Raw genomic sequence first — 20,402 nt, forward strand, 5'->3', positions numbered from 1 at the left:
CTGCGGCTCTGGGTAAACTCGCAGTCAACGGAAGGAGCCTCGCATGACAAAGCGGAAAATTCACGGCCTCTGGGTGTTATACCTGATGCCGATCTTCCTACTCTTCGGCTTGGTCATGTGGCTAATGCAAGATGTTCTGAACTGGTTCTGAGCGTCCGATGGTGGATCCTTGACCGGGCGCAGCTCAAGTCCGGCAAGACATCGGTTATTGTGCAGTGTCCCCTAGTGGGACCCGGCCGCACCGATGAAGACACACGAGACGCGTTCGCGCACGGCGGGTGGGCCGATGGATACCAGGACGACGTATCAATGAAGTATGCCGGCGAGGGAATGAGCGTTGGGGATAGCCTCCTGTTTGGCCACCGCACCTACGACGACGTCCTCGGATACTGGACCTCCATGGGGCCCAACCCATTCGTCGACGTACTGGTGGGGTCAGAAAAGTTCGTCGTCTCGCACAACCCTGACGTCAAGCTGTCGTACCCCAGCAGCGAACTCCTCGTCGGAGATGCAGTTTCGACCGTAGCCGCGCTCAAGAACCGCAACCCCCGCGACCTCATGATCATGGGCAGCGATAAATTAGTGCGCCAACTATACGCCGCAGGCCTGATCGATCAATACGCACTTCTTATTCACCCCATCGTGCTCGGATCAGGAACCCGTCTCTTCCCGGAAGGAGCCCGTACGGACCTAAAGTTGGAACGCAGCATCGCCACCACCACCGGCGTGATTATTGCCGAATACAGCGTCACGCCCCCGAAGGATAGGGCTTCGTAGTTCTGCAACGGCCAGCGGACGCTGGCCTCACGCTACGGCAACAGCGCGGAACTCAGGGACTGGCGGAAGTTGCCCAGCGCAGGCGAACTACGCAGCCAAGGTCGGGCCGCCCCCGGATGCGTTGCCCGCCTGCGCCGGGCCGGGCTGCGTCAACGTGCGCGCGGCCCGTGAGCCTGCGGCGGTGCTCGCCCCGATGGTGATGAGGGCTCCGAGGATAATGGCCGCGGCTTCTCCCGTCGCCAACAAATGCAATTGGGAGCCGATCGTTGCCGCGGCAACCGGCACTCCCAACTGGGACGCTGCAAGCACCGCGAGCGGCAGAGGCTGGCCCAATAGCCGCAGGCTTCCATGGACCAGCAGGGCACCCAGACCAAGGCAAATCCCGAGGAGAAGCATTTTGGGGCTTCCGGCAAGGGCGCGCAGATCCAGCGATGCGCCAAGCCAGACGAAAAACACTGGCCCCAGAAAGCCATCGCTGACGGCGAATAGCTGATGAGCCAATCGCCGGGGTTCGCCCACCGCTGCGACCACCAGGCCGAAGGAGAACCCGGCCAGCATGATGGACACGTGACCCGCCACAGCAAGTCCGGAGAGCGCGAACAGCACGGCAAGTTGGACCCTCAGCTCCAGGGCGAACTTCCGGTCCTCGGACACGGCATGCACCCGTGCGCGCGTGCCGTTGCGCTCCAGCCAGCGAAGCACGAAGAACAAAACCGCAGCACACGCCGCGACGACGGCTGCCCCTGCAGCTGCCCTCGGCGCATTGGATGGGTCGACAGCAAGCGGAAGCGCCACAATGCAGGCGATGTCCGCCACCGCCACTTGCGCCGTCGTCGTCAAAACCTGTGGTCCCCTCAGCCGCAGCGAATCGACGATCGGCAGGACCAAGGCTGCCGACGAGGACGCGAGCAGAACGATGTAAAGAGGAGCATGTCCGGTGCCGAAGGCAAAGGCAATGCCGATTCCGACGACGGCCGCCAACACTGCGGCGATGCCGGCACGCAGCGCACCCGCGCCCAGTGCCGGGCGGATGGCTTTGTCCCGCACTGGGACATGCGTTCCTGCGACGAACATGACGAGGGCAAACCCGACGTCGGCCACAAAGGTGAACGTGGCATCCGAGGAGTCCACCAGACCCAAACCCGTACGCCCGATGGCGATGCCAGCCAGTAACTGCCCCAGAACGACGGGGAAATGCCATCTCCGGGGAAGCGCCAGCAGCGGTCCCAGTAGCGCGACCGCGGCGATCAGCGAAAGCTGAAAGAACGACACCTTCCTCCTTCCACCCGGCATGCGGTTGGCTTGCGGTAATTACCGGGGCACGTCAGCCAGTTGAGTGGAATGTCGGTGTTTTCGTCCGTGTAGTAGCTTGCGCATACCCGATGGTAGCCGTCGGCCACGACAGCGGGCATCCCTTGGACCAGATCCCCCTGACAGCCAGTTCAAAGCTCCGACATAGGTTCCGTGGCTATCGTACCGACTGTGGAAGAACTCACACCCCGGCCCCTTGGGAGACAGTCTCCCCGGATGGGCGACGCGCGCCTCCGCTCCCTGACGTTTCGACGCCGCCGGGTGGTCATAATGGCCACGGGCGCGATTCTTCTGGCCGTGGCGCTGCCTGTCGGCGTCCACTCGGCCGCGCAGGCCCATTCGACGTCTATCGTCCGGCCGGGTGGCACGACGAATAATCCGGCTGCGGGGAGGAGCGCAGCTCCATCCGCCGCGGCTGTCCCCGGAACAGTCAACGTCATTGATCCGGCATTGGACGCCAAGATCAAGGGCATCATCGACGCGTACCCGGAGTATCAGATCGGGGTGGCGCTCATGGATGTGTCGGCCGGAGCCGACGGGCAGGAAGTCCATCAATACGGGGTCGAGGAGCCCTTTGAGGCCGCCAGCACCGCCAAGGTCCTGGCCGCGGAAGCGTATTACCATCTTGTTGAAACGGGCGGGGCATCCCTGGACGAGCCCCTCGCAGCCTATCCCGCGTCCTTCCAGCTGAAAGCAATGATCCAGCAAAGCGACAATGACTCCTGGTCGCTGATTATGAATGCCGTCGGCCACCAGGAGCTGACGGCGTACGCGAATTCTTTGGGCGTGCAGTACGACCCCGAGAGCAATACACTCGCCCCGGTGGACATGGCGCGCATCCTTGCCGGGCTCTACTCCGGGAACTTGCTCAATGCCGGGGACACCACTGAACTGTTATCTACCATGCAGGACACTAACGATGAGACGCTCATCCCCGCCGCCGTTCCCGCCGGCGTCACCGTGTTCCACAAGTACGGCGAGCTGGGCGGAGAACTGCACGACGCCGGCGTCCTGGACAAGGATGGCCGCGCCTACGCCCTTGTCGTCTACACCAAAGGTGAGGATCTAAGCAGCGTCCCCGAGCGCACCGAGGTCATCCACCAAGTGACAGGGGCCGTGGCCGAGGCCCTTTTCTAAGGTCCTGACCCGCCGGAGGAAACAGCAACAATTTGTCTGTGTTTCACGACCGTGGCTCCGCTTCCCTGCGAACGTAACAGTTACGTAGGTGATTACGGCGCCGCTGTGGTGGGCGCCGAGGGAATGGCGCTCGGCGAGGCCCCGTTGGTGGGGGACCCGTTCTGGCGGTTCCGCCCCTGGCCGCCGTTGAAATTCTGGAACTGGCCCCGCCCCGGACGGGCCTGTCCCGCATCCATTGCCTTAGTGACGCCGACGCCGGCGAAGAAACCGATGGCAACCAGCAGCACCGCAAGGAGGATCTGCGTCAGGCGGCCCATCTTGAACCGCTTCTTTGGCACGAACGGCTCCGATGTCTGGGGCTGTCCCCAACCTTGGGCGGTGGGTTCCTGGCCGGTGGCGTGCAGTACGGCGGTTTGCTGTCCGGCGGTTTGCTGTCCTGCGGTGGGACGTTCGTTGTCGAGCTGGTGGGGCTCTGGCTGGTTGTTGGAACCGGGCTCGGGCGTTGGGTAGGACATGTGGGACTCCTGTTGGGATTTTCTCTTGGACGTGCTGGGGGAAGTGGGCCGGTTATTCGTATCGAAGGGCGTCGATTGGCCGGAGTTTCGCCGCTTTGTTGGCCGGGTAGATGCCGAAAATGAGGCCGATGGCTGCGGACACCAGGAATGAGAGCCACACGGTCCACCATTGGACCTCGGGTTGGGTTCCCATCACGGGAAAGGCGCTGCCGACGTAGCCCGCAGCAATGCCAAGCACCCCGCCGATCAGTGAAATGATGAAGGATTCGATCAGGAACTGGCTCACGATGCTTCCCCTCGAGGCCCCGATGGCTTTGCGGATGCCGATCTCGCGGGTACGTTCGGTGACCGTGACGAGCATGATGTTCATGACGCCGATCCCCCCAACCAGGAGCGAGATACCGGCTACGGCGCCCAAGAGGACGGTCAGCGTGGCCGTGGTGGTGGTGGCCGTGGTGAGGATCTGGGCCTGGTTCCGCACTTGATAGTCACGGTTGGCGGAGGTGACGTTGTGCCTGGCATCGAGGATCATTTGCACCTCGTTCTGTGCCTGGTTCATCACGTCCGCTGACTTTGCCTGGACAGTGATGGAGGCCAGGGAGGGCGAGTATCCGGTGAACTTGTCCTGGGCGGCGCTGTAGGGGATGACCACAAGGTCATCCGGATCATTCAGTCCCGAGGACCCTTTCTGGGCCAAGACTCCGGAGACCACAAAGTTCTGTCCGTTGAGGGCGACGGTCTGCCCCACCGCCGAGGTCGCTGAGCTGCCTACCAGATCCTGTGCCACGGTATTGCCTATCACGGCCACTGCGGTGCCGCTGCCGGCGTCGCCGTCACTGAAGTAGGAGCCCGCTGCCAGGGTGTCGTTCGAAATGGCAAAGTACGACGGCGTGGTCCCCACGAAGGTCGCCACGGTATGGGTTGCGTCCTGGTACGTGCTGGTGACGTTCTGGGCAGTGACAACCGGGGCTGTCGCCGCGATGTCGGGAGCCATGACAGGATCAGTCAACGCTGCCATGTCCTGGACGGTGAGATTGGTGCCCCGGGACCGTGGCCCAGTGACTGCCTGTCCCCCGACTGTGCGGCCCCCGGACGTGGTTTGGCGGCTTACGGTCAGCACGTTCGTTCCCAGTTTGCCGATCTGGGCTTTGATGGCGTTCGAGGTTCCTGCGCCCACGGCCAGCAGGATGATGACGGATGCGATGCCGATCAGGATGCCCAGTGTCGTGAGGATAGAGCGCATCTTGTTGGCCATCACCCCCGTCAGCGCGAAGCGTACGCATTCGGCGATCATCATGCTGGTACCGTCGTCGCTTCCGGCCGCCCATGGACGTCGCGGAGCCTGTAGTCCTCAATGATGTGGCCGTCCTGGAACCGCACGACGCGGTTGGCGCGTGCCGCGACGTCGGTTTCATGCGTGATCATCACGATGGTCCGTCCGCTGGCGTGCAAGGATTCAAACAGGTCAAGAATCTCGTGAGAGGACTTGGTGTCCAATGCTCCCGTTGGTTCATCGGCTAAGAGCAGTACCGGGTTGGTCACGAGGGCGCGGGCGATGGCAACGCGCTGCTGTTGCCCGCCCGAGAGCTGTGAAGGCTTGTGGTCGGCTCGGGAGGCCAGTCCTACCGAATCGAGTACCGCCAGGGCCCGTTCACGCCGTTCCTTGCGGTGCACCTTTGCGTAGGCGAGGGGCATGGACACGTTGTCCACGGCGCGGGTACGCGGAATCAGGTTGAAGTTCTGGAAGACGAAGCCGATCTTCCGGTTGCGGATCTGCGCCAACTGGAATTCATCCAGAGTCCCGGTATCAATGCCATCGAGGTGGTAGGTACCCTCGCTGGCCCCATCGAGGCAGCCAATGATGTTCATCATGGTGGACTTTCCGGAGCCAGACGCCCCGATGATGGCGACGAAATCGCCGCGGTGAATGGAGATGCTGACCGAGTCCAGTGCCCGCACTTCGGCCTCGCCTTTGCCGTAGATTTTGCTCACGGATTGCAGTTCGATGACGGCGTCGTTCATTGTTGCTTACCCGCCGTTTCCACGTGCGCCACTGGCGCCTCCAGCTCCGCCAAACCCGCCGGTGCCGCCACCGGTTCGTCCCGTGGTCCCGGTGGTGTCCAAGGTGGAGGAGATGGCCGGGAGTTCAATTTGGTCACCTGCGCTGAGGCCGGTAAGCACCTGGGTGCGTCCGTTATCCGTAATCCCCGTTGTGATGGTCACCGGGGTGGGGGTCCCGTCCTTGAGGACGCTGACGGTTTGCGTGGCTCCGGTGGTGGTAATTGCCAGCGAAGGCACCGCCAGGGCGTTCTTGGCGGTCGCAGTGGTCACGGAGATGTTCGCGCTCTGCCCGAGCCGGAGGTCAGCCGGGGGATTACTGATCGAGATGGTCACTGGATAGCTGACTACGTTGTTGGTGGTGGTGGCGTTCTGGGCGATCGCCGTGATCGTGCCCTTTACCGGTGCCGCGGCGGGGTCGGTTTTGAGGGCCGGAAACGTGAAGGTCGCGGAGTCACCGGCCTTCATGGCGGCAATGTCCGATTCGGCGAAGTTGGCAATGACCTGCAGATGTGCGGTGTCGCTGATCGTGATGAGCCCGGAGGACGATGTTCCTGTGGCATCCTTGGACACGCTGCCCGTGGTGCCGGATCCATTGGATGCCTCTGAGGAGGCGGAGCTGGATGAGCCGCCGCTGCTGCCGGCGTTGCCACCAACCACCGCGTTGACGGCGGTGACCGTCCCACTAACCGGGGCCGCGAGGGAGCAGGACGCCAGGTTCTTGGTGGCAGTGTCGACGGCGACTTGGGCAGAGGTGGTATTGGCGGTCACGCCACCCCCGCTTTTCGCGGCGTTGAGCGCCGTCGCGGCCGATGCGACCTGCTCTTTGTCCTTGAGTGCTGAGCTGGCCTGCTGGTTGACTGCCTGGGTCAGCGCCTGCTTGTCCTTCGCCAGCTGGGCCTGGGCGGCGCTGAGGGCGGCCTGGGCCTGTTGGTTGCTCGGCTGGGCGCTGGCAGCGGTTTGAGCAGACGCAACAGCTGCATTGTCATTGTTCACCGCGGTCTGCGCACCTGCCACGGCAGTGGCCTGCTGGCCCGCGTCCAGGTCGACCGTTTGTTGGGCATTGGCCAGAGTTTGGTTTGCCGCAGCTACTTGGTTGTTGGCTGATGCCTGCTGCTGGTTCGCCTGCGCCGCGGCGGAATCCAGTTGGGCCTGGGCAACAGCAAGCGCGTTCTGGGCGTTGGTCGGATCAATGGTGACCAACACCTGCCCTGCTGTAACTTGCTGTCCCGTCACTGCGGAGACCGTCGCGATCGGTCCGGTGCAATTCTGCGCGTTGATGACGGTCGTACTTGCGGGCGAAACATTACCGCTTGCGGTGGACACAGCAGTGAGGTCCGCTGCGCCGATCGCGACGGTACGGACTGCCGTGTTGGAGGCCGGTTGCGGCACGCCGTCCAACACAAAAAAGGCGCCGGCGACAATGCCGACGACGGCCACCCCGATGCCGCTGTTGATGAGCTGAGGTTTTGTAAGCATTCCCGAACCGTAAGATCATTCGCTTCGAGAATCCCGAGAGCTACCTGACGGTTTACCTTATGTGACGCATCGTTAGATGCTTCATTTCAACAGAGGGCCAGCAAGCAGCGCCCATTGTGTTTGGGCTGACTCAAGTCAGTGGGGCGAGGGTCGGCGGCGAAGGCGTCCATCTGAGAAGCTGGCGCCAGTCTGCCTGGCTAGGCGAGGGCGGCTTTCAGGGCTGCGTGCACCCAATCCCGGTACCGTTCCGGCTCCCAACCGAAATCCAGCACCAGTGATCTGTAGGTGTCCGGGTGACCCACCGACCAGATCACCGCAGCGGCCTGCTCGTCGCTCATTCCGGAGGTAAGCACCCCGCGTTTCCTGAGCGCGGCCGCCGCCTCCGCATAGTTCCGCAGCCGGAGCTCGGCCCGGTCCCGCAGCACTTCGGCCACCTCAGGATCGACGGCGGATGCCTGCCTCATCACGCTGAATAGTTCGCTGCTCCGTGGATGAACTTCGGCAAACCAGTCGGCCAATAGTGCAATAACTGCGTCTGCATCAGCGGCGGCCGCTGTCCGTTCGCGCATAATCTCCGGAACGGAGCGGGAGGCATCCGGGCCTGCAGCCGTAGCGTCAACCACGGCCGAGAGCAATGCGGCTTTGTTGCCCACGGAGTTGTAGATGGTCTGGATTGCCACACCAGCCTGCTCGGCAACAGCCCCGACAGTGGTGGCCACGTATCCCCTGCTCAGAAACAGCTGACGAGAGGCCTCCACCACGGCGGCTTTGGTAGCGGCAGCTTGAGCTATTCGTCTGTCATTGTGCCGGATTTCCACAGAGAAAGAATAGCATTCTAATGACTGGAATGGTATTCTAATCAAGTCGGAATTCGCTCTTCAGGAGGCTTCGCGATGGACAGCATTGAGCCACTTAACACCGTGATTGTGGGTGCCGGTCAGGCAGGGCTCGCCACCGGCTTCCATCTGAAAAAACGTGGCCAAGACTTCCTCATCCTGGACTCCCATCCGCGCGTCGGCGACGTGTGGCGGAACCGTTGGGATTCACTGCGCCTCTTCACGCCGGCACAGCACGATTCGCTCCCCGGTTTGCCATTTCCGGCCGCTAGAGGCAGCTTTCCCAGCAAAGACGCGATGGCCGGATACCTCGAGGCGTATGCCTCGAACTGGGAACTTCCGGTACGTCATGGTGTCCAGGTCGATGGCATCGAACGCGAGGACGGCTTGTTCCGGGTCCAATCAAGCGAGGGACCGATCCTGGCTAAGAACGTTGTTGTTGCCACGGGTCCGAATGCGCGGCCAAGGATTCCGAGCTTCGCCGCGGATCTTGACCCCAGCATCCAGCAAATGCACGGAGCAAAATACAAGAACGCGGACTCAGTTCCGCCCGGGGACGTCCTGGTGGTCGGCTCCGGTACCTCCGGCGTCGAAATCGCCCTGGAGCTCGCGCGCACGCACCGTACCTATGTCGCCGGAACTCCCCCATTCCACGTTCCGGATCCGGTGACGCGATACGCCGTCGGGCTCTGGTGGCTCCTCATCCACAACCTGCTGACCCGTTCAACCCCCATCGGACGCAAAGTCGCGATCGGCTTCACCACGCACGGCGCCCCGCTGATCCGGGCCTCAACCCAAGAGCTCGACGCGGCGGGAGTCACGCGCCTGCGACGACTGGCCGGCGCCCGTGAGGGCCAACCTGTTCTGGATGATGGCGCAACACTTCAAGTCTCCACCGTAATCTGGGCCACCGGCTACCAACCGGACTTCGGCTGGATCCGGGGGCTTCCCGCGGACGAAGAGGGCTGGCCGCTCACCTCCCGGGGCGCCGTGGAACAACTGCCAGGACTGTTCTTCGTGGGCATGCCGTTTCAATACGGGTTGACCTCGGGCCTCGTGGGTGGGGTCGGCAGGGACGCCGGGCACGTCGCCGGACTCATCGCCGGACGGGAGTCACTCGCACCGTTGTTCCGTCAGTGATGCAGTTGCAGGCGTTGGAGGACCGTGGCGGAAATTTCTTCCACGGACATGGAGGCAGAGTTCGCATAAGGAATGTTGTTGGCCCGGTACATGTCCTCGGCGTTGCGCAACTCAAACGTGCATTGGTTCAGGGATGCATAGTTGCTGCCGGGTCGTCGCTCCTGACGGATCTGGCTCAGACGGACGGGCTGGGATGTCAGTCCGAAACACTTGCCCGCGAATGGCTGAATTGGCTTCGGGAGCGCCATGTTGTCGAAATCCTCTTCGACCAAAGGGAAGTTAGCGGCCAGGATGCCGTGCTGCAAGGCCAGGTACATGGTGGTGGGAGTCTTCCCGCATCGGGACGGGGCGATGAGAATCAATTCGGCGCGCTCGAGCGCACGGAGCGACTGACCGTCGTCGTGTTCGATGGCGTATTCAACGGCTGCCATGCGGGATTGGTAGCGGACGGCGTCTCCTACGCCGTGGGCTTGGCCGGGCTTGCCGTTGGCCGCGGCGCCGAGCGTTTCTTCGAGCTGGCCGATGTGGGTACCGAACAGGTCAAAAAGCCGACCACGGCTTTGGGCGAGGACGGCACGGATGTCAGGCCCGACCGCCGTCGAAAAGATGATGGGAACCGGGCCGGTGGCCGCCACCTTGTCGATCAAGGCAACAACGTCACGCGCCTGCTCCACAGTGGTGATGAACGGGATGGTCCGCCGTTCCAGCCGCTGACCGGGGAACTGGGTCAACAGCGTGTTGCCCAGTGTTTCGGCGGTGATCCCGGTGCTGTCCGAAAGGAAGAACACCGTGGGGGCGGGCGGTGAACCCGCCCCCACGCTGTGATGCTCTGCCATTTAGACCGCGGTGCTCGTGGTGCGTGCCAGCCGCAGCCAGGTCTCGGTGACGGCGTCAGGGTTCAGTGAAATCGAGCTGATGCCCTGTCCCAGCAACCACTCGGCAAAGTCCGGGTGGTCGCTGGGTCCCTGGCCGCAGATCCCCACATAGCGGCCCTTGGCCCGGCACGCCGTAATCGCCATTTCCAGCAGTTTGGTCACGGCCGGGTTCCGCTCATCGAAGCCTTCGGCCACCAAAGCGGAGTCACGGTCCAGGCCCAAGGTGAGCTGGGTGAGGTCGTTGGAGCCGATGGAGAAGCCGTCAAAGTACTCGAGGAACTCGTCGGCAAGGAGCGCGTTGGCCGGCAGCTCGCACATCATCACGATCTCCAGGCCGTTCTCGCCCCTTCGCAGTCCGTTGGCGGCCAGCAGGTCGATCACGCCGCTGGCCTCCTCCAGGGTCCGCACGAACGGAACCATGAGCTTGATGTTGGTCAGGCCCATGTCGTTGCGCACGTACTTCAGTGCTTCGCATTCGAGTTCGAAGGCCTGCCGGAAGGCTGCAGAAAGGTACCGGGACGCTCCCCGGTACCCAATCATGGGGTTCTCTTCCTCCGGTTCAAACGCAGGACCACCCATGAGGTTGGCGTACTCGTTGGACTTGAAGTCCGAGAGCCTGATGATGACCGGCTCAGGCGCAAATGCGGCGGCGATGGTCGAGATTCCCTCGGCCAGGCGCCTGATGTAGTAATCGCGTGGACCATCGTAGGCGGCAGTTTTCTCCTGGATTTGCCGGACGGTGAAGTCATCCAGGGTTGCAGGGCGCTCGATCTCGCCGGCCACGGCCAGCAGGGCGTTGGGGTGGACGCCGATCTGCCGGTTGATGATGAACTCAAGCCGCGCCAAGCCAACACCATGGTTGGGAAGTTTGGCGAAACTGAATGCCTGTTCCGGAGTGCCAACGTTCATCATGATCTTCACTGGAGCCTCCGGCATGGTCTCCAGGCTGGTTTCGTGCAGCGAGTATTCCAGCAACCCGTCATAGACCAGCCCTGCTTCGCCCTCGGCACAACTGACGGTGACCGGAATGCCGTCCTTGAGCATCTGGGATGCGTAGCCGGTGCCGACGACGGCGGGAATGCCGAGTTCGCGGGCAATGATGGCGGCGTGGCAGGTACGCCCACCCCGGTCCGTGACGATTGCTGCGGCCTTCTTCATGATGGGTTCCCAGTCCGGGTCCGTCATGTTGGCCACCAGGACATCGCCTTCCTGGAACGAGGCCATCTGGTCAATCGAGGACAATACACGCACCTGCCCGGCGCCGATCCGCGCCCCGATGGCCCGGCCTTCCACCAGTACCGTGGAGCGCTCGGCAAGGGTGTACCGGGAAGTGGTCCCGGCAGCCTTGCGTGATTCCACGGTTTCGGGACGAGCCTGCAGGATGTACAGCTCTCCGTCCACCCCGTCCTTGCCCCACTCGATATCCATCGGGCGCCCATAGTGCGCTTCGATAGCCACCGCATGCCGGGCAAGCTCTTCAACTTCGGCATCGGTCAGGCTGAAACGGGACCGCAAATCCTGGGGCACCGGAATGAAGTCAACAGTCCGGCCAACCTCGTCGGAATCGGTGTAGACCATCTGCACAGCTTTGTCCCCCAGGCCGCGCTTAAGCACGCCGGGCCGTCCGGCCGCCAAGGCCGGCTTGTACGCGTAGAACTCATCCGGGTTCACAGCGCCCTGGACCACGGCCTCCCCCAGACCGTACGAGGACGTGATGAAGACAGCGTCAGTGAAGCCGGTTTCGGTGTCCATGGTGAACATCACACCGGAAGCGCCGACGTCGGAACGCACCATCCGCTGAATACCAGCCGAAAGCGCCACTTCAGAGTGGGTGAAGCCATGGTGCACGCGGTAGGCAATGGCCCGGTCGTTGTACAAGGAAGCGAACACGTCCTTGATGGCGAGCAGGATGTTCCCGATGCCCCGGATATTCAGGAACGTCTCCTGCTGGCCCGCAAACGAAGCATCCGGAAGATCCTCCGCCGTGGCACTGGAACGTACCGCCCACGACACGTCCCCGCCATGCTCCTGGGCTAGGCGCTGATAGGCGGTGCGGACGTCGTCTTCGAAACCGGCAGGGAACGGCGTCTCACGGATCAGGGTCCGGATATCCTGGCCGACCTTGGCCAAAGCAGTCACATCGCCGCTGTCCAGACCCTCAAGAATGCCTTCAATCCGTGCATCCAGGCCCGACTCCGCCAGAAAACGCCGGTAAGCGTCCGCCGTCGTCGCGAAACCGCCCGGAACCTTCACCCCTGCAGAGGCGAGATTCCGGACCATTTCCCCGAGCGATGCATTTTTGCCGCCGACCTGGTCAAGGTCGGACAAGCCAAGCTCAGAAAACCAAAGAACGTTAGTCATAAATTGTGTCCTCCATTGGGCACGCTCTGACAAGCGCTAAAAAAACTAGGTCTTGCAAGGATCGTGGCCGCACGCTGCCGGAAGCAAATAGATGTGACACGTACAACATCATTCGGGAGTAACGGAAAGTCACCAAAGCAGGGCTCCGCGGAAGTATCTTCAGCACGAAGTCGTGAGTTGCGCCGCGTCTGCGTAGGTCAGATCCGGTCGGCGAGGTACACGATGTTCCCTCCGGGGTCCTCTATGCCTTCCAACGGGCGGCGGGCCAGGAGACCCTTGGCACCCACGAATTCAATCGGGATGGCGTCGTCGCGCCCAGGTCTAGGGCGCGGCGAGAATTTCGATGATCGCGAGGTTCCACCGGTCGGTTGTTGGGGACGTGTCGTTGATGGTCACAGGCGTGCCGTTCGTCGGTGAGGTGGAGTTCTGTCGTTGGACCCAGTACGTGTCCCCCGCTGGCGCCAGGAACTGGTCAACGAGGGTCTGATTCGGCCCTGGCGCGTGGGATATCGGGTTGGACCAGTCCGTGCCGACGCCCCAGACCCAGGAACCGGCCCTGGTGGTGGTGAGGGTGGCCGTTGGCGCGCCAGAGGAGGCGTTCGCACCCAGTGCTGCTCCTGGTGTGGTGTCTGCCCCGCGGAAGGCGACGACGGTCATGGCGGCTTGCCAACTGCCCGAGTCTTGTGTGGCGGTGACGGTCGCATTCGAAAGGGGGCCGGGGGCGACGGCTTGCCAGATCTCGGCGGTGCCTGGTTGCGTGTTGGTTCTTTGCCGGAGTGTCCAGGTCAGCCCTGCGCCGGCAACGCTGGCTATCCGGGCTGAATTCGCGGAGCTTGGCCCGTCCGAACTGATGAAGGCAAGGACGAGTTCGTTGGAGCCGGTGGTTGTCACACCCGGGGCGCTGATCGTCGTCGTGCTGGTGCCTTGGTGGACCGCGACGATCTTGTCGACCGTGACGCCGGGAGGTGCTGCGACGGCTTGCGCCGTGGCCGTGTTCGACGGCGGGCTGACATTGCCTGCCGCGTCGAGGGCGGCAACTGTGTAGGTGTACGTCGTCCCGGAGACCACCGAACTGTCGGTGTAGCTGGTCGACGGCGAAGTCCCGATCACGGTTCCGTCGCGCGAAACCCGGTATGAGGTGACACCCACGTTGTCTGTACTGGCCGTCCACGTCAAGGCGATCTGCCCTGCAGAGGCAGAGGCAGCCAGGCCCGCCGGCGCCGTTGGAGGGGTGGTGTCCTGGCCCGGTGCCGGCAACCGGACCATGCCGGCTGTGGACGGAACACCATTGCCGTCAATGATCGAGAGCAGGTAATACCCTGGAGGGGCGTAGTTGCCGTTGTCAGGCATTTGGACGTTCAGACCGCCGGAAGTTTGCGAGAAGTTCAGGTTCAAGGCCCTCGCGTTCTCATCGAAGGCATGGGTCACGGATCCTGTCTTGATCAGGGACACCGATTGGATCCGGCTCGCGTCCGGTGTTCCGATGAATGCGGTCGAACCGTACTGGACGCTGCCCGGTACGCTGGAGATGGTTGGCCGCGGGCCTTTGAAGAGGTACGGCGGGGAGTAGATCTGGTAACTTCTCTGGTCCGTGACCCCGTCGTCCCCGCCGCCGCCGGATATGAAGACCCGACCGTCCGGGAGCAAAACGGCCACCGAGTGGTAGAGGCGAGGAACCGACATCGGCGCCATCGAGTTCCACGTTCCCGCGGCCGGTTGCCAGACCTCGGCCTGCATCACGGCTTTGGTGACATCCTGACCCGATTTGTCCGTTCCGCCTCCGGTGGCAAGGACTGAGCCATCGGGCAGGTTCGTCAAGTTCACGAAGCTACGGGGAAACGCCATGAGGGCCGTCGCTTGCCACGCAGGGCTTGGCGCGTTCATATCCAGGATGGAGGCGGTATTGGTGGATTGCCCCGTGAATCCACCGTCCGAGGCGGATCCGGCCTTGATGAATTTGCCCGGCGCGTAGTTCGCGATCGAGCCGCCGTCCAGTACACGGGAGTCCACGGTGGTCCATTGCTGCGTGGACACATTCAGGGCAAGGGTCGAGGTGGCTTGTTCGGACGCCCCTGCCTGGAGGACGCGGCCGTCAGGCAGCTGATACATGAAGGGGTAATACGGGATACTCCGGTTCGCGCCCGTCAGGTCGGTCCACGAGTTCGTGGTGGGTGAATAGACTTCCGGAATGGTCACGAGGTCCGGCAAGCTGGCGTTCGAACCCGAGGTCACCAGCACGCGCCCGTCGGCCAACGTCGTCGCCGTCGGGTACCACCGGGGATGGTTCATAGGCGCCAGGGTCTGCCAGGTTTCCGTGACCGGGTCGAAGGCCGTCACATCGCGGATGCCCAGTCCACCTTTTGTCGAGGTCCCGCCGACGACGAGAATTCGGCCATCGGACAGGACCGCCTGCCCTGCGCAGAAAAGATCGACGGCGGCGCTCGGTACCTGGGTGTAGTTGCCTGTCGCCGGATCGAGCAGGTACTGCTGGCCGCCTTGGGAGAAGTCGCCTTGCCATGTGAGAACCTTGCCGGCAGGTGTCAGCGCCGCGTGGATGGACACCTCCGGCCAACCCACGACAGGGCCCCACGAGCCGATCACTGACGGGTCCGTGCTGGACCCGCTCGCCGTGGTGAACGTCGCGTCGCCCGAGACGGCCAGATTGCCTGACGCGTCGGCGGATTTCACCCTGTAGTGGTACAGGGTGCTGGCCGAGAGCCCGGACAGCGCCTGCGAGTGTGTGGTCTGCAGCGCGGAATTCTGAAGTGTGCTCTGGCCGTATGCCGTGGTCGTGCCGTATTCCACTTGGGAGTTGGACGCTTCGTCGGTGGTCCAGGTGATGGTTGTTCCGCTGGAACTGGGCGTGCCGGCAGATACGGAGGAGATCACCGGCGCGGTGGTGTCACCTGTTGCCGTCGAGGCTGGAAGAATTTCCATGACGGAGAGGTTCCACCTGTCCGTTGTGGGTGCTGTGTCATTGATCGCCACCACGGTAGGAGGTGCCGCCGTCGTTATCGCGCTTTGGCGCTGGACCCAGAACGTGTCGCCTTGGCTTGAGAGGTACTCGTCGACCTTTGTTTGCCCGGCGCCGACTGTACGGGCAGTGGCTTTGTCCCAGTCATTTCCCGCTCCCCACACCCATGAGCCTGCCCGCGATGTGGTCAGGGAAGCGTTGGGCGCCCCCGTAGCGGCGTTTCCTGTTCCAACAGCGCCGTCAGTGACCAAATCCGCGCCCACGAAGGTGACAACAGTCATCGACGACTGGTACGAACCCGAGTTGGTGGCCGTAACCGTGACGTTCGTCAGTACGGTCGGCGCGACTGCCTGCCAAATCTCCGCGGTGCCCGGTCGGGCATTGGTCCGCTCGCGCAACCGCCACGAGAGGCCGCCACCGACGACCGAGGAGAAAGTCTCCCCTGGGGCTTGCGGCCCGTCCGACATGACGAACGCAATAAGGAGTTCGTTCGTCTGACTTGTCGTGAAGGCGGGCGAGACGATTCGTGTCGACGGGGTGCTCTGGTGCGTGCTGACAATCCGGTCCGTGGCCAAAGGTACCGCAGCTGCCGCGGGCGCCGCTGCCGGGAGCAGGCTCACGATGGACCCGGCGACTGCAAGAGATAAGCCCGCAAGCAGCGCGAGGGGCCGTGACGAAAAGATGCGTTGCATGGTTGGTCCTTTGATTCGACTAGCCGTGGCAGGCCAGGATCCCAGTTCGTGGAAAACCAAGGCGTCAGATTCGACCGAACGAACGTGGCCTTATCACTGAGCTTCAACATATGGACGGGATTCACTAGCGTCCCGGTGGTCCCTCAGCATGGGGAATGCCCGCAGGGAACTTCGAAAACCGCACCAGCCATCCGACGTCGTGAAGCCATGCTTCAACACGACCGCTCAAGGATGTTCCACTGCGCTGTCAAACGATCCTCCGCTGGACAGCGCTGGCGTCCAATGACGTGTGCAGTCAGGTGCCGCAGGCGTCGTCGACCGCTTCAGACGCCTGATCAGGGACTTTTACTAACAGGGTGATCTCCTCACGATTCTGCAGAGAAACGCATCACCCATCGGGCGGAGACCATGCGTTCGGTAAGCGGCACGGGTGAAACCCTGACGGCGGCAATTATGCCGCCCGAAACGCCGGGCCAGATGCCTCGGCGAGTGGGAAAGACCTAACTGAGCTACCTCGCGAGCAGCGACTACTTGGAAGACGGCAATGTGCGAGGGCAGCGCTAATCGTTTGGGAAGGCAACCTTATCTCCGTCACGCACCGCCGTCACGGTCAGTTCCACACTCGAAGAATAACTGTCCGTGAGCTGTCCTAGCAATGAAAGTTGGTCAGTCTTTTCCACCGGCGCGCCCAGAAGAAAGCAAGTCCAAGGATCCCACACCTCAACAAGGGGAGGGCCCATACGCCGGGACCCTGACCCCCGCACCCCGCCAAGCTGAAGAGCCCGCACCCAGCGGCTGGGGACCGGCGGGGCTCATAAGATGAAAGCACTCGTCAGGTTTTGAATGCTGTTAAAAGCACCCCCCGTACAGGGGGTCTGCCGTGCCCGAGGTGGGACTCGGAGGCGATTCCAGGCCTTGGAAACACTGGGAGGTGGCGGAAACATGCGGAATGCGGGGCAGTCCGGCGGGTGCACGAGGCCGTGATCCTCGCCATTCATCGCGCATCCATCAGAAAAAGACATGACCTACTCCTCCCATGCCAAGAATGGGCCCAGCAACGAATACAGCGTTGTCACCGTTCGGTGACATACTGGAAGTGACAAGGGAGGGCGGTATGACATCAGGAACCAGCATCAACACCCCTGCCGCAGTAGGCACCATCATCCGTGCCCGGCGCCAGGACCTCGGACTGTCGCAGCAGACCCTTGCTGACAGGGCAGGGGTCTCAAGGAAGTTTCTCATGGACCTCGAAGCCGGCCATGACCGCGCCGAACTCGGCAAATCCCTAGCCATTCTGGCGGCACTCGGCTTGTCATTGGAAGCCACAGACCCCCTGCCCCGCGGCAAGGACTACGACCCAGCGCGGCGCGACTACGCCCAAACCTTTTCGCGGCTTCTCGCGGACCGGGACTTCGAGTTCGCCATCAAAATGCTTGCCGACTATGCCACTGCTTCCCTCAAAGCCGGCAAGCCCCTGCTCCAGCGCAGTCCGCGGCTCAAGGAGCCCCACTGGTCCGCCGCTCTCGCCGGTATCACAAAGTACACCGCACACCGCCTTGGCCAACCTGCACCAACCTGGACCAAACGCATCAAGCCCCTCAACGAGCCATGGATGCCCGCCGAGTCCTACCGGCACATCCGTGAACCCATGAAGCAGCTCACCATGTCCGAAACGCCACAGGAGCTCGCGGCCATGAACGTCTACATCCGCGAACGCAGCCTGGCCACCGCATGAGCGGCGGGGAACTCAACGCCCAGCAAATACGGGCTCTCCTCCGGGAACTCGGCCGACGCCTCCACGCCAGAGGCGTCCAGGGCGACATAAAACTTGTCGGCGGAGCCGCACTTATCCTCCAAGGGATTGGCAACCGCCCCACTGCAGATATCGACGCCAGCTACGCCGACAAAGCCGCCGTCGATGCCCTCGTCATTGAAATGGCAACCGAATTCGACCTCGCACCCGACTGGCTCAACTCCAAGGCCACGGCCTTCATCCCGGACAAGGCCATCTGGGTCCAAGTCGAACAAGTTCACGGACTCACCATCCAAGCAGCAGACACCGAAACACTCCTCGCCATGAAAATCGCTGCCGAACGCGACAAAGACACCCTCGACATCGCCCGCCTCCTACGCCGGCTGAACATCACGAACGCCAACGACGCCGTCGACCTCGCCTACAACAAATACGGCGAAGACTCCATCCCCCTCGCCGCCGGGCGAGAGAACTACCTGATCGTTGTCGACGACGCACTCGACGCCGCCACCGCACTTGAAACTGAAAGCGGGCCCTGAAATCGTTCGCGTGAACGCTCGTCCGTAAGGGGCGTAAAAACACACGGAAGCCAGCCGACTAGAACCTCAGCGCGACACCCACGCAGGACAGTCGAACGATCCCCCAAAGCCTGAAGATCCCAGGACACTAGACCGCCGCTAACGGCGCATATGTCGGCGCCAAAGCAGTTCGCCCTTCCGCAACGGTTGAGACGATCCGCAAAGCACGAACTGCCGCCGCGGAGAGTTGGGCGGCTTCGTCTTGCCGTGGCTCCCTAACCTGTCCATGGACGGTCAGAAGCAACATCGCTGTTTGTCATTCTGATATCCGATCATCGCCAGGCGGGACCTCCGCGCAACCAGGGCGCTCCGCGCCGGAACCGATCCGGAAACTTCGCTCGGCGCTCCTGCGTCGATTGAGAACCAGCCCCCAACACGTGGCACCCATCCTCACCACCATCGGCTACATCAACTGGTGGCAAGGCCGAGGATCCCAAGCACACCAACACATGTAGCTAGCCCTCGACATCGACCCCGGCTACCGCTTCGCCAGGCTCAGCGACCAAATGCTCGGAGCCGGAATCATCGCCGGCTGGAACACCAATAGAGACACCGCCTACAAAACCCAACTCGACATGCCCTAACCGGAAGACAATCACAGTTCGTATAGGTAACTCGAGTAAAGCGAGCGTCCAGCAATGCGGCGCTCGCTTCGTGTAAGAAACCCGCTGAAATGATGCCGCCTCCATGGGCAACTTCCGAAACTAACGGTCCCAGCCTGCACTTCACGAGCGGCTCCAACGACTGTGGTGCAGGTCATGGAAAACCCTTGACAACCTTGTACAACTCTTTCCATACTTGAGGGACAAGGTTTCAATGAAGCACCTGGAGGACTCATGTCGGCAAAACTCACGGACGTCGCAAAGCTCGCAGGCGTATCACTAGCCACGGCTTCGCGGGCCTTCGGGGATCCAGGGCGGCTGGCCGCAGAAACCCGGCTGAAGGTGATGGCGGCAGCGGATGAGCTGGGCTACGAGATTCCCGGGGTGAACGGCAGCCGCACTTTTGGCGTCATCGTTCCGGACATCTCAAACGCCGTGTTCGCTGCATTGATCAAGGCAATCCAGAACCAGGCTTGGCATGGCCGTCACCGGATGGTCCTGGCGGACACGTCGGAATCCTCCTCCAGGGAGCGGGCACATCTTGAGAGTTTCGCCACCGGCGTTGACGGCATCATCCTGTGCTCGCCCCGCCTCCCCTCGGACCAGATCCACACCCTGGCAGGCAACGCACCACTTGTCGTCATCAACGGTGAAGCCGAGCATGCCGCCTGCGTCCTGATGGAGGCCGGTGAGGGGCTGCGACAGACAGTGGAGCACCTTTACGCTTTGGGTCATCGCAAAATCGCCTACATCCCAGGCCCTGCGTCATCGTGGGCCAACCGCCAGCGCCTGGCCGCGATCACCCAGTTCTGCTCCGATTGGAGCATTGATCTCGTCACGGTCGGGAACCAGAATGCCACGGTCGACGGCGGACTGGCGGCTGCGGCTTCTGTCGTCGCCAGCGGCGCCACGGCCGTCATCGCCTACAACGACCTCGTGGCCATTGGCATGCTGGCCGGAGCCCGCACGCTGGGCTATCACTGCCCCGAAGACATCAGCGTGGTGGGCATCGACGACCTCGACATTGCCGCTGCGGCCGAACCAGGCCTGACATCCGTCCGAGTCCCCATCGACCGAAGCGGCGCCCTTGGCCTCGAACTCCTTCTCGAGCAAATGGCTGGAAAGCCAACCGCCACCGAAGCTGTCCACCTCAGCTCCCAACTCATCGTCCGCGGTTCAACATTTGCCGCACGCACAGCAAACCAAGCCCTCCAGGGAAAGTAACCATGAGAATCGTCATCGCAGACCCCAACCTGCTGCCCCACCGCTCCACCTTCGAAGCTGCTCTTCCCGAAGGAGCACTCACTTCCTGGC

At 62.6% G+C, this 20,402-nt stretch carries 15 protein-coding genes; 6 read left to right on the forward strand and 9 right to left on the reverse strand.

What is annotated here, in order from left to right; genetic code table 11:
• The first annotated feature begins 117 nt into the window (after positions 1–117).
• Positions 118–777, forward strand: a complete 660-nt coding sequence (locus AC1DD5_RS10790; protein ID WP_477517715.1) for a dihydrofolate reductase family protein — start codon at positions 118–120, stop codon at positions 775–777.
• Positions 778–864: 87 nt separating this feature from the next.
• Here the strand turns inward: AC1DD5_RS10790 and AC1DD5_RS10795 are convergent, their stop codons facing one another.
• A complete protein-coding gene (locus AC1DD5_RS10795; RefSeq protein WP_442018977.1) occupies positions 865–2,049 on the reverse strand; it encodes a cation:proton antiporter in 1,185 nt (394 codons plus the stop codon).
• Between the two features lie 255 nt (positions 2,050–2,304).
• Here AC1DD5_RS10795 and AC1DD5_RS10800 point away from each other — a divergent pair, with 255 nt between their 5' ends.
• Complete coding sequence (locus AC1DD5_RS10800) at positions 2,305–3,225, forward strand: serine hydrolase (protein ID WP_442018978.1); 921 nt, start codon at positions 2,305–2,307, stop codon at positions 3,223–3,225.
• Positions 3,226–3,317: 92 nt separating this feature from the next.
• Here the strand turns inward: AC1DD5_RS10800 and AC1DD5_RS10805 are convergent, their stop codons facing one another.
• The 5 genes from AC1DD5_RS10805 to AC1DD5_RS10825 all read right to left on the reverse strand — a co-directional run bounded on the left by AC1DD5_RS10805 (position 3,318) and on the right by AC1DD5_RS10825 (position 8,095).
• Positions 3,318–3,740: a hypothetical protein gene (locus tag AC1DD5_RS10805; protein WP_442004987.1), complete on the reverse strand. Its 423-nt coding sequence runs from the start codon at positions 3,738–3,740 to the stop codon at positions 3,318–3,320.
• 52 nt (positions 3,741–3,792) lie between these two features.
• The gene (locus AC1DD5_RS10810) at positions 3,793–5,037 is read right to left on the reverse strand and encodes an ABC transporter permease (protein ID WP_477521437.1); all 1,245 of its coding nucleotides are present in this window, start codon (positions 5,035–5,037) and stop codon (positions 3,793–3,795) included.
• Entirely contained in the window at positions 5,034–5,762 is a 729-nt protein-coding gene (locus tag AC1DD5_RS10815) for an ABC transporter ATP-binding protein (protein ID WP_442018980.1), read from the reverse strand. The genes AC1DD5_RS10810 and AC1DD5_RS10815 overlap by 4 nt, the downstream gene beginning before the upstream one ends.
• A 6-nt stretch (positions 5,763–5,768) precedes the next feature.
• Positions 5,769–7,277, reverse strand: coding sequence for an efflux RND transporter periplasmic adaptor subunit (locus tag AC1DD5_RS10820; protein WP_442018981.1), 1,509 nt, complete (start codon positions 7,275–7,277; stop codon positions 5,769–5,771).
• 197 nt (positions 7,278–7,474) lie between these two features.
• Positions 7,475–8,095: a TetR/AcrR family transcriptional regulator gene (locus tag AC1DD5_RS10825; RefSeq protein WP_442018982.1), complete on the reverse strand. Its 621-nt coding sequence runs from the start codon at positions 8,093–8,095 to the stop codon at positions 7,475–7,477.
• A 75-nt stretch (positions 8,096–8,170) separates the two neighbouring features.
• Here AC1DD5_RS10825 and AC1DD5_RS10830 point away from each other — a divergent pair, with 75 nt between their 5' ends.
• Complete coding sequence (locus tag AC1DD5_RS10830; protein ID WP_442018983.1) at positions 8,171–9,253, forward strand: flavin-containing monooxygenase; 1,083 nt, start codon at positions 8,171–8,173, stop codon at positions 9,251–9,253.
• Here the strand turns inward: AC1DD5_RS10830 and AC1DD5_RS10835 are convergent.
• The 3 genes from AC1DD5_RS10835 to AC1DD5_RS10845 all read right to left on the reverse strand — a co-directional run bounded on the left by AC1DD5_RS10835 (position 9,247) and on the right by AC1DD5_RS10845 (position 16,155).
• Positions 9,247–10,089, reverse strand: coding sequence for a pyruvate, water dikinase regulatory protein (locus AC1DD5_RS10835; protein ID WP_477521438.1), 843 nt, complete (start codon positions 10,087–10,089; stop codon positions 9,247–9,249). The genes AC1DD5_RS10830 and AC1DD5_RS10835 overlap by 7 nt on opposite strands.
• The gene (ppsA, locus tag AC1DD5_RS10840; protein WP_477521439.1) at positions 10,090–12,489 is read right to left on the reverse strand and encodes a phosphoenolpyruvate synthase; all 2,400 of its coding nucleotides are present in this window, start codon (positions 12,487–12,489) and stop codon (positions 10,090–10,092) included. It abuts the gene before it with no gap.
• A 321-nt stretch (positions 12,490–12,810) separates the two neighbouring features.
• A complete protein-coding gene (locus tag AC1DD5_RS10845; RefSeq protein ID WP_477521440.1) occupies positions 12,811–16,155 on the reverse strand; it encodes a galactose oxidase-like domain-containing protein in 3,345 nt (1,114 codons plus the stop codon).
• Positions 16,156–17,269: 1,114 nt separating this feature from the next.
• Here AC1DD5_RS10845 and AC1DD5_RS10850 point away from each other — a divergent pair.
• The 3 genes from AC1DD5_RS10850 (at position 17,270) to AC1DD5_RS10860 (ending at position 20,312) form a co-directional block, all read left to right on the forward strand.
• On the forward strand, positions 17,270–17,890 hold the full coding sequence (locus AC1DD5_RS10850) for a helix-turn-helix transcriptional regulator (protein WP_477521441.1): 621 nt from the start codon (positions 17,270–17,272) through the stop codon (positions 17,888–17,890).
• Entirely contained in the window at positions 17,887–18,447 is a 561-nt protein-coding gene (locus AC1DD5_RS10855; RefSeq protein ID WP_477521442.1) for a DUF6036 family nucleotidyltransferase, read from the forward strand. The genes AC1DD5_RS10850 and AC1DD5_RS10855 overlap by 4 nt, the downstream gene beginning before the upstream one ends.
• 875 nt (positions 18,448–19,322) lie before the next feature.
• Complete coding sequence (locus AC1DD5_RS10860; RefSeq protein ID WP_416416342.1) at positions 19,323–20,312, forward strand: LacI family DNA-binding transcriptional regulator; 990 nt, start codon at positions 19,323–19,325, stop codon at positions 20,310–20,312.
• Positions 20,313–20,402: the final 90 nt, after the last annotated feature.

Source organism: Paenarthrobacter sp. 10L420, from assembly GCF_056395385.1.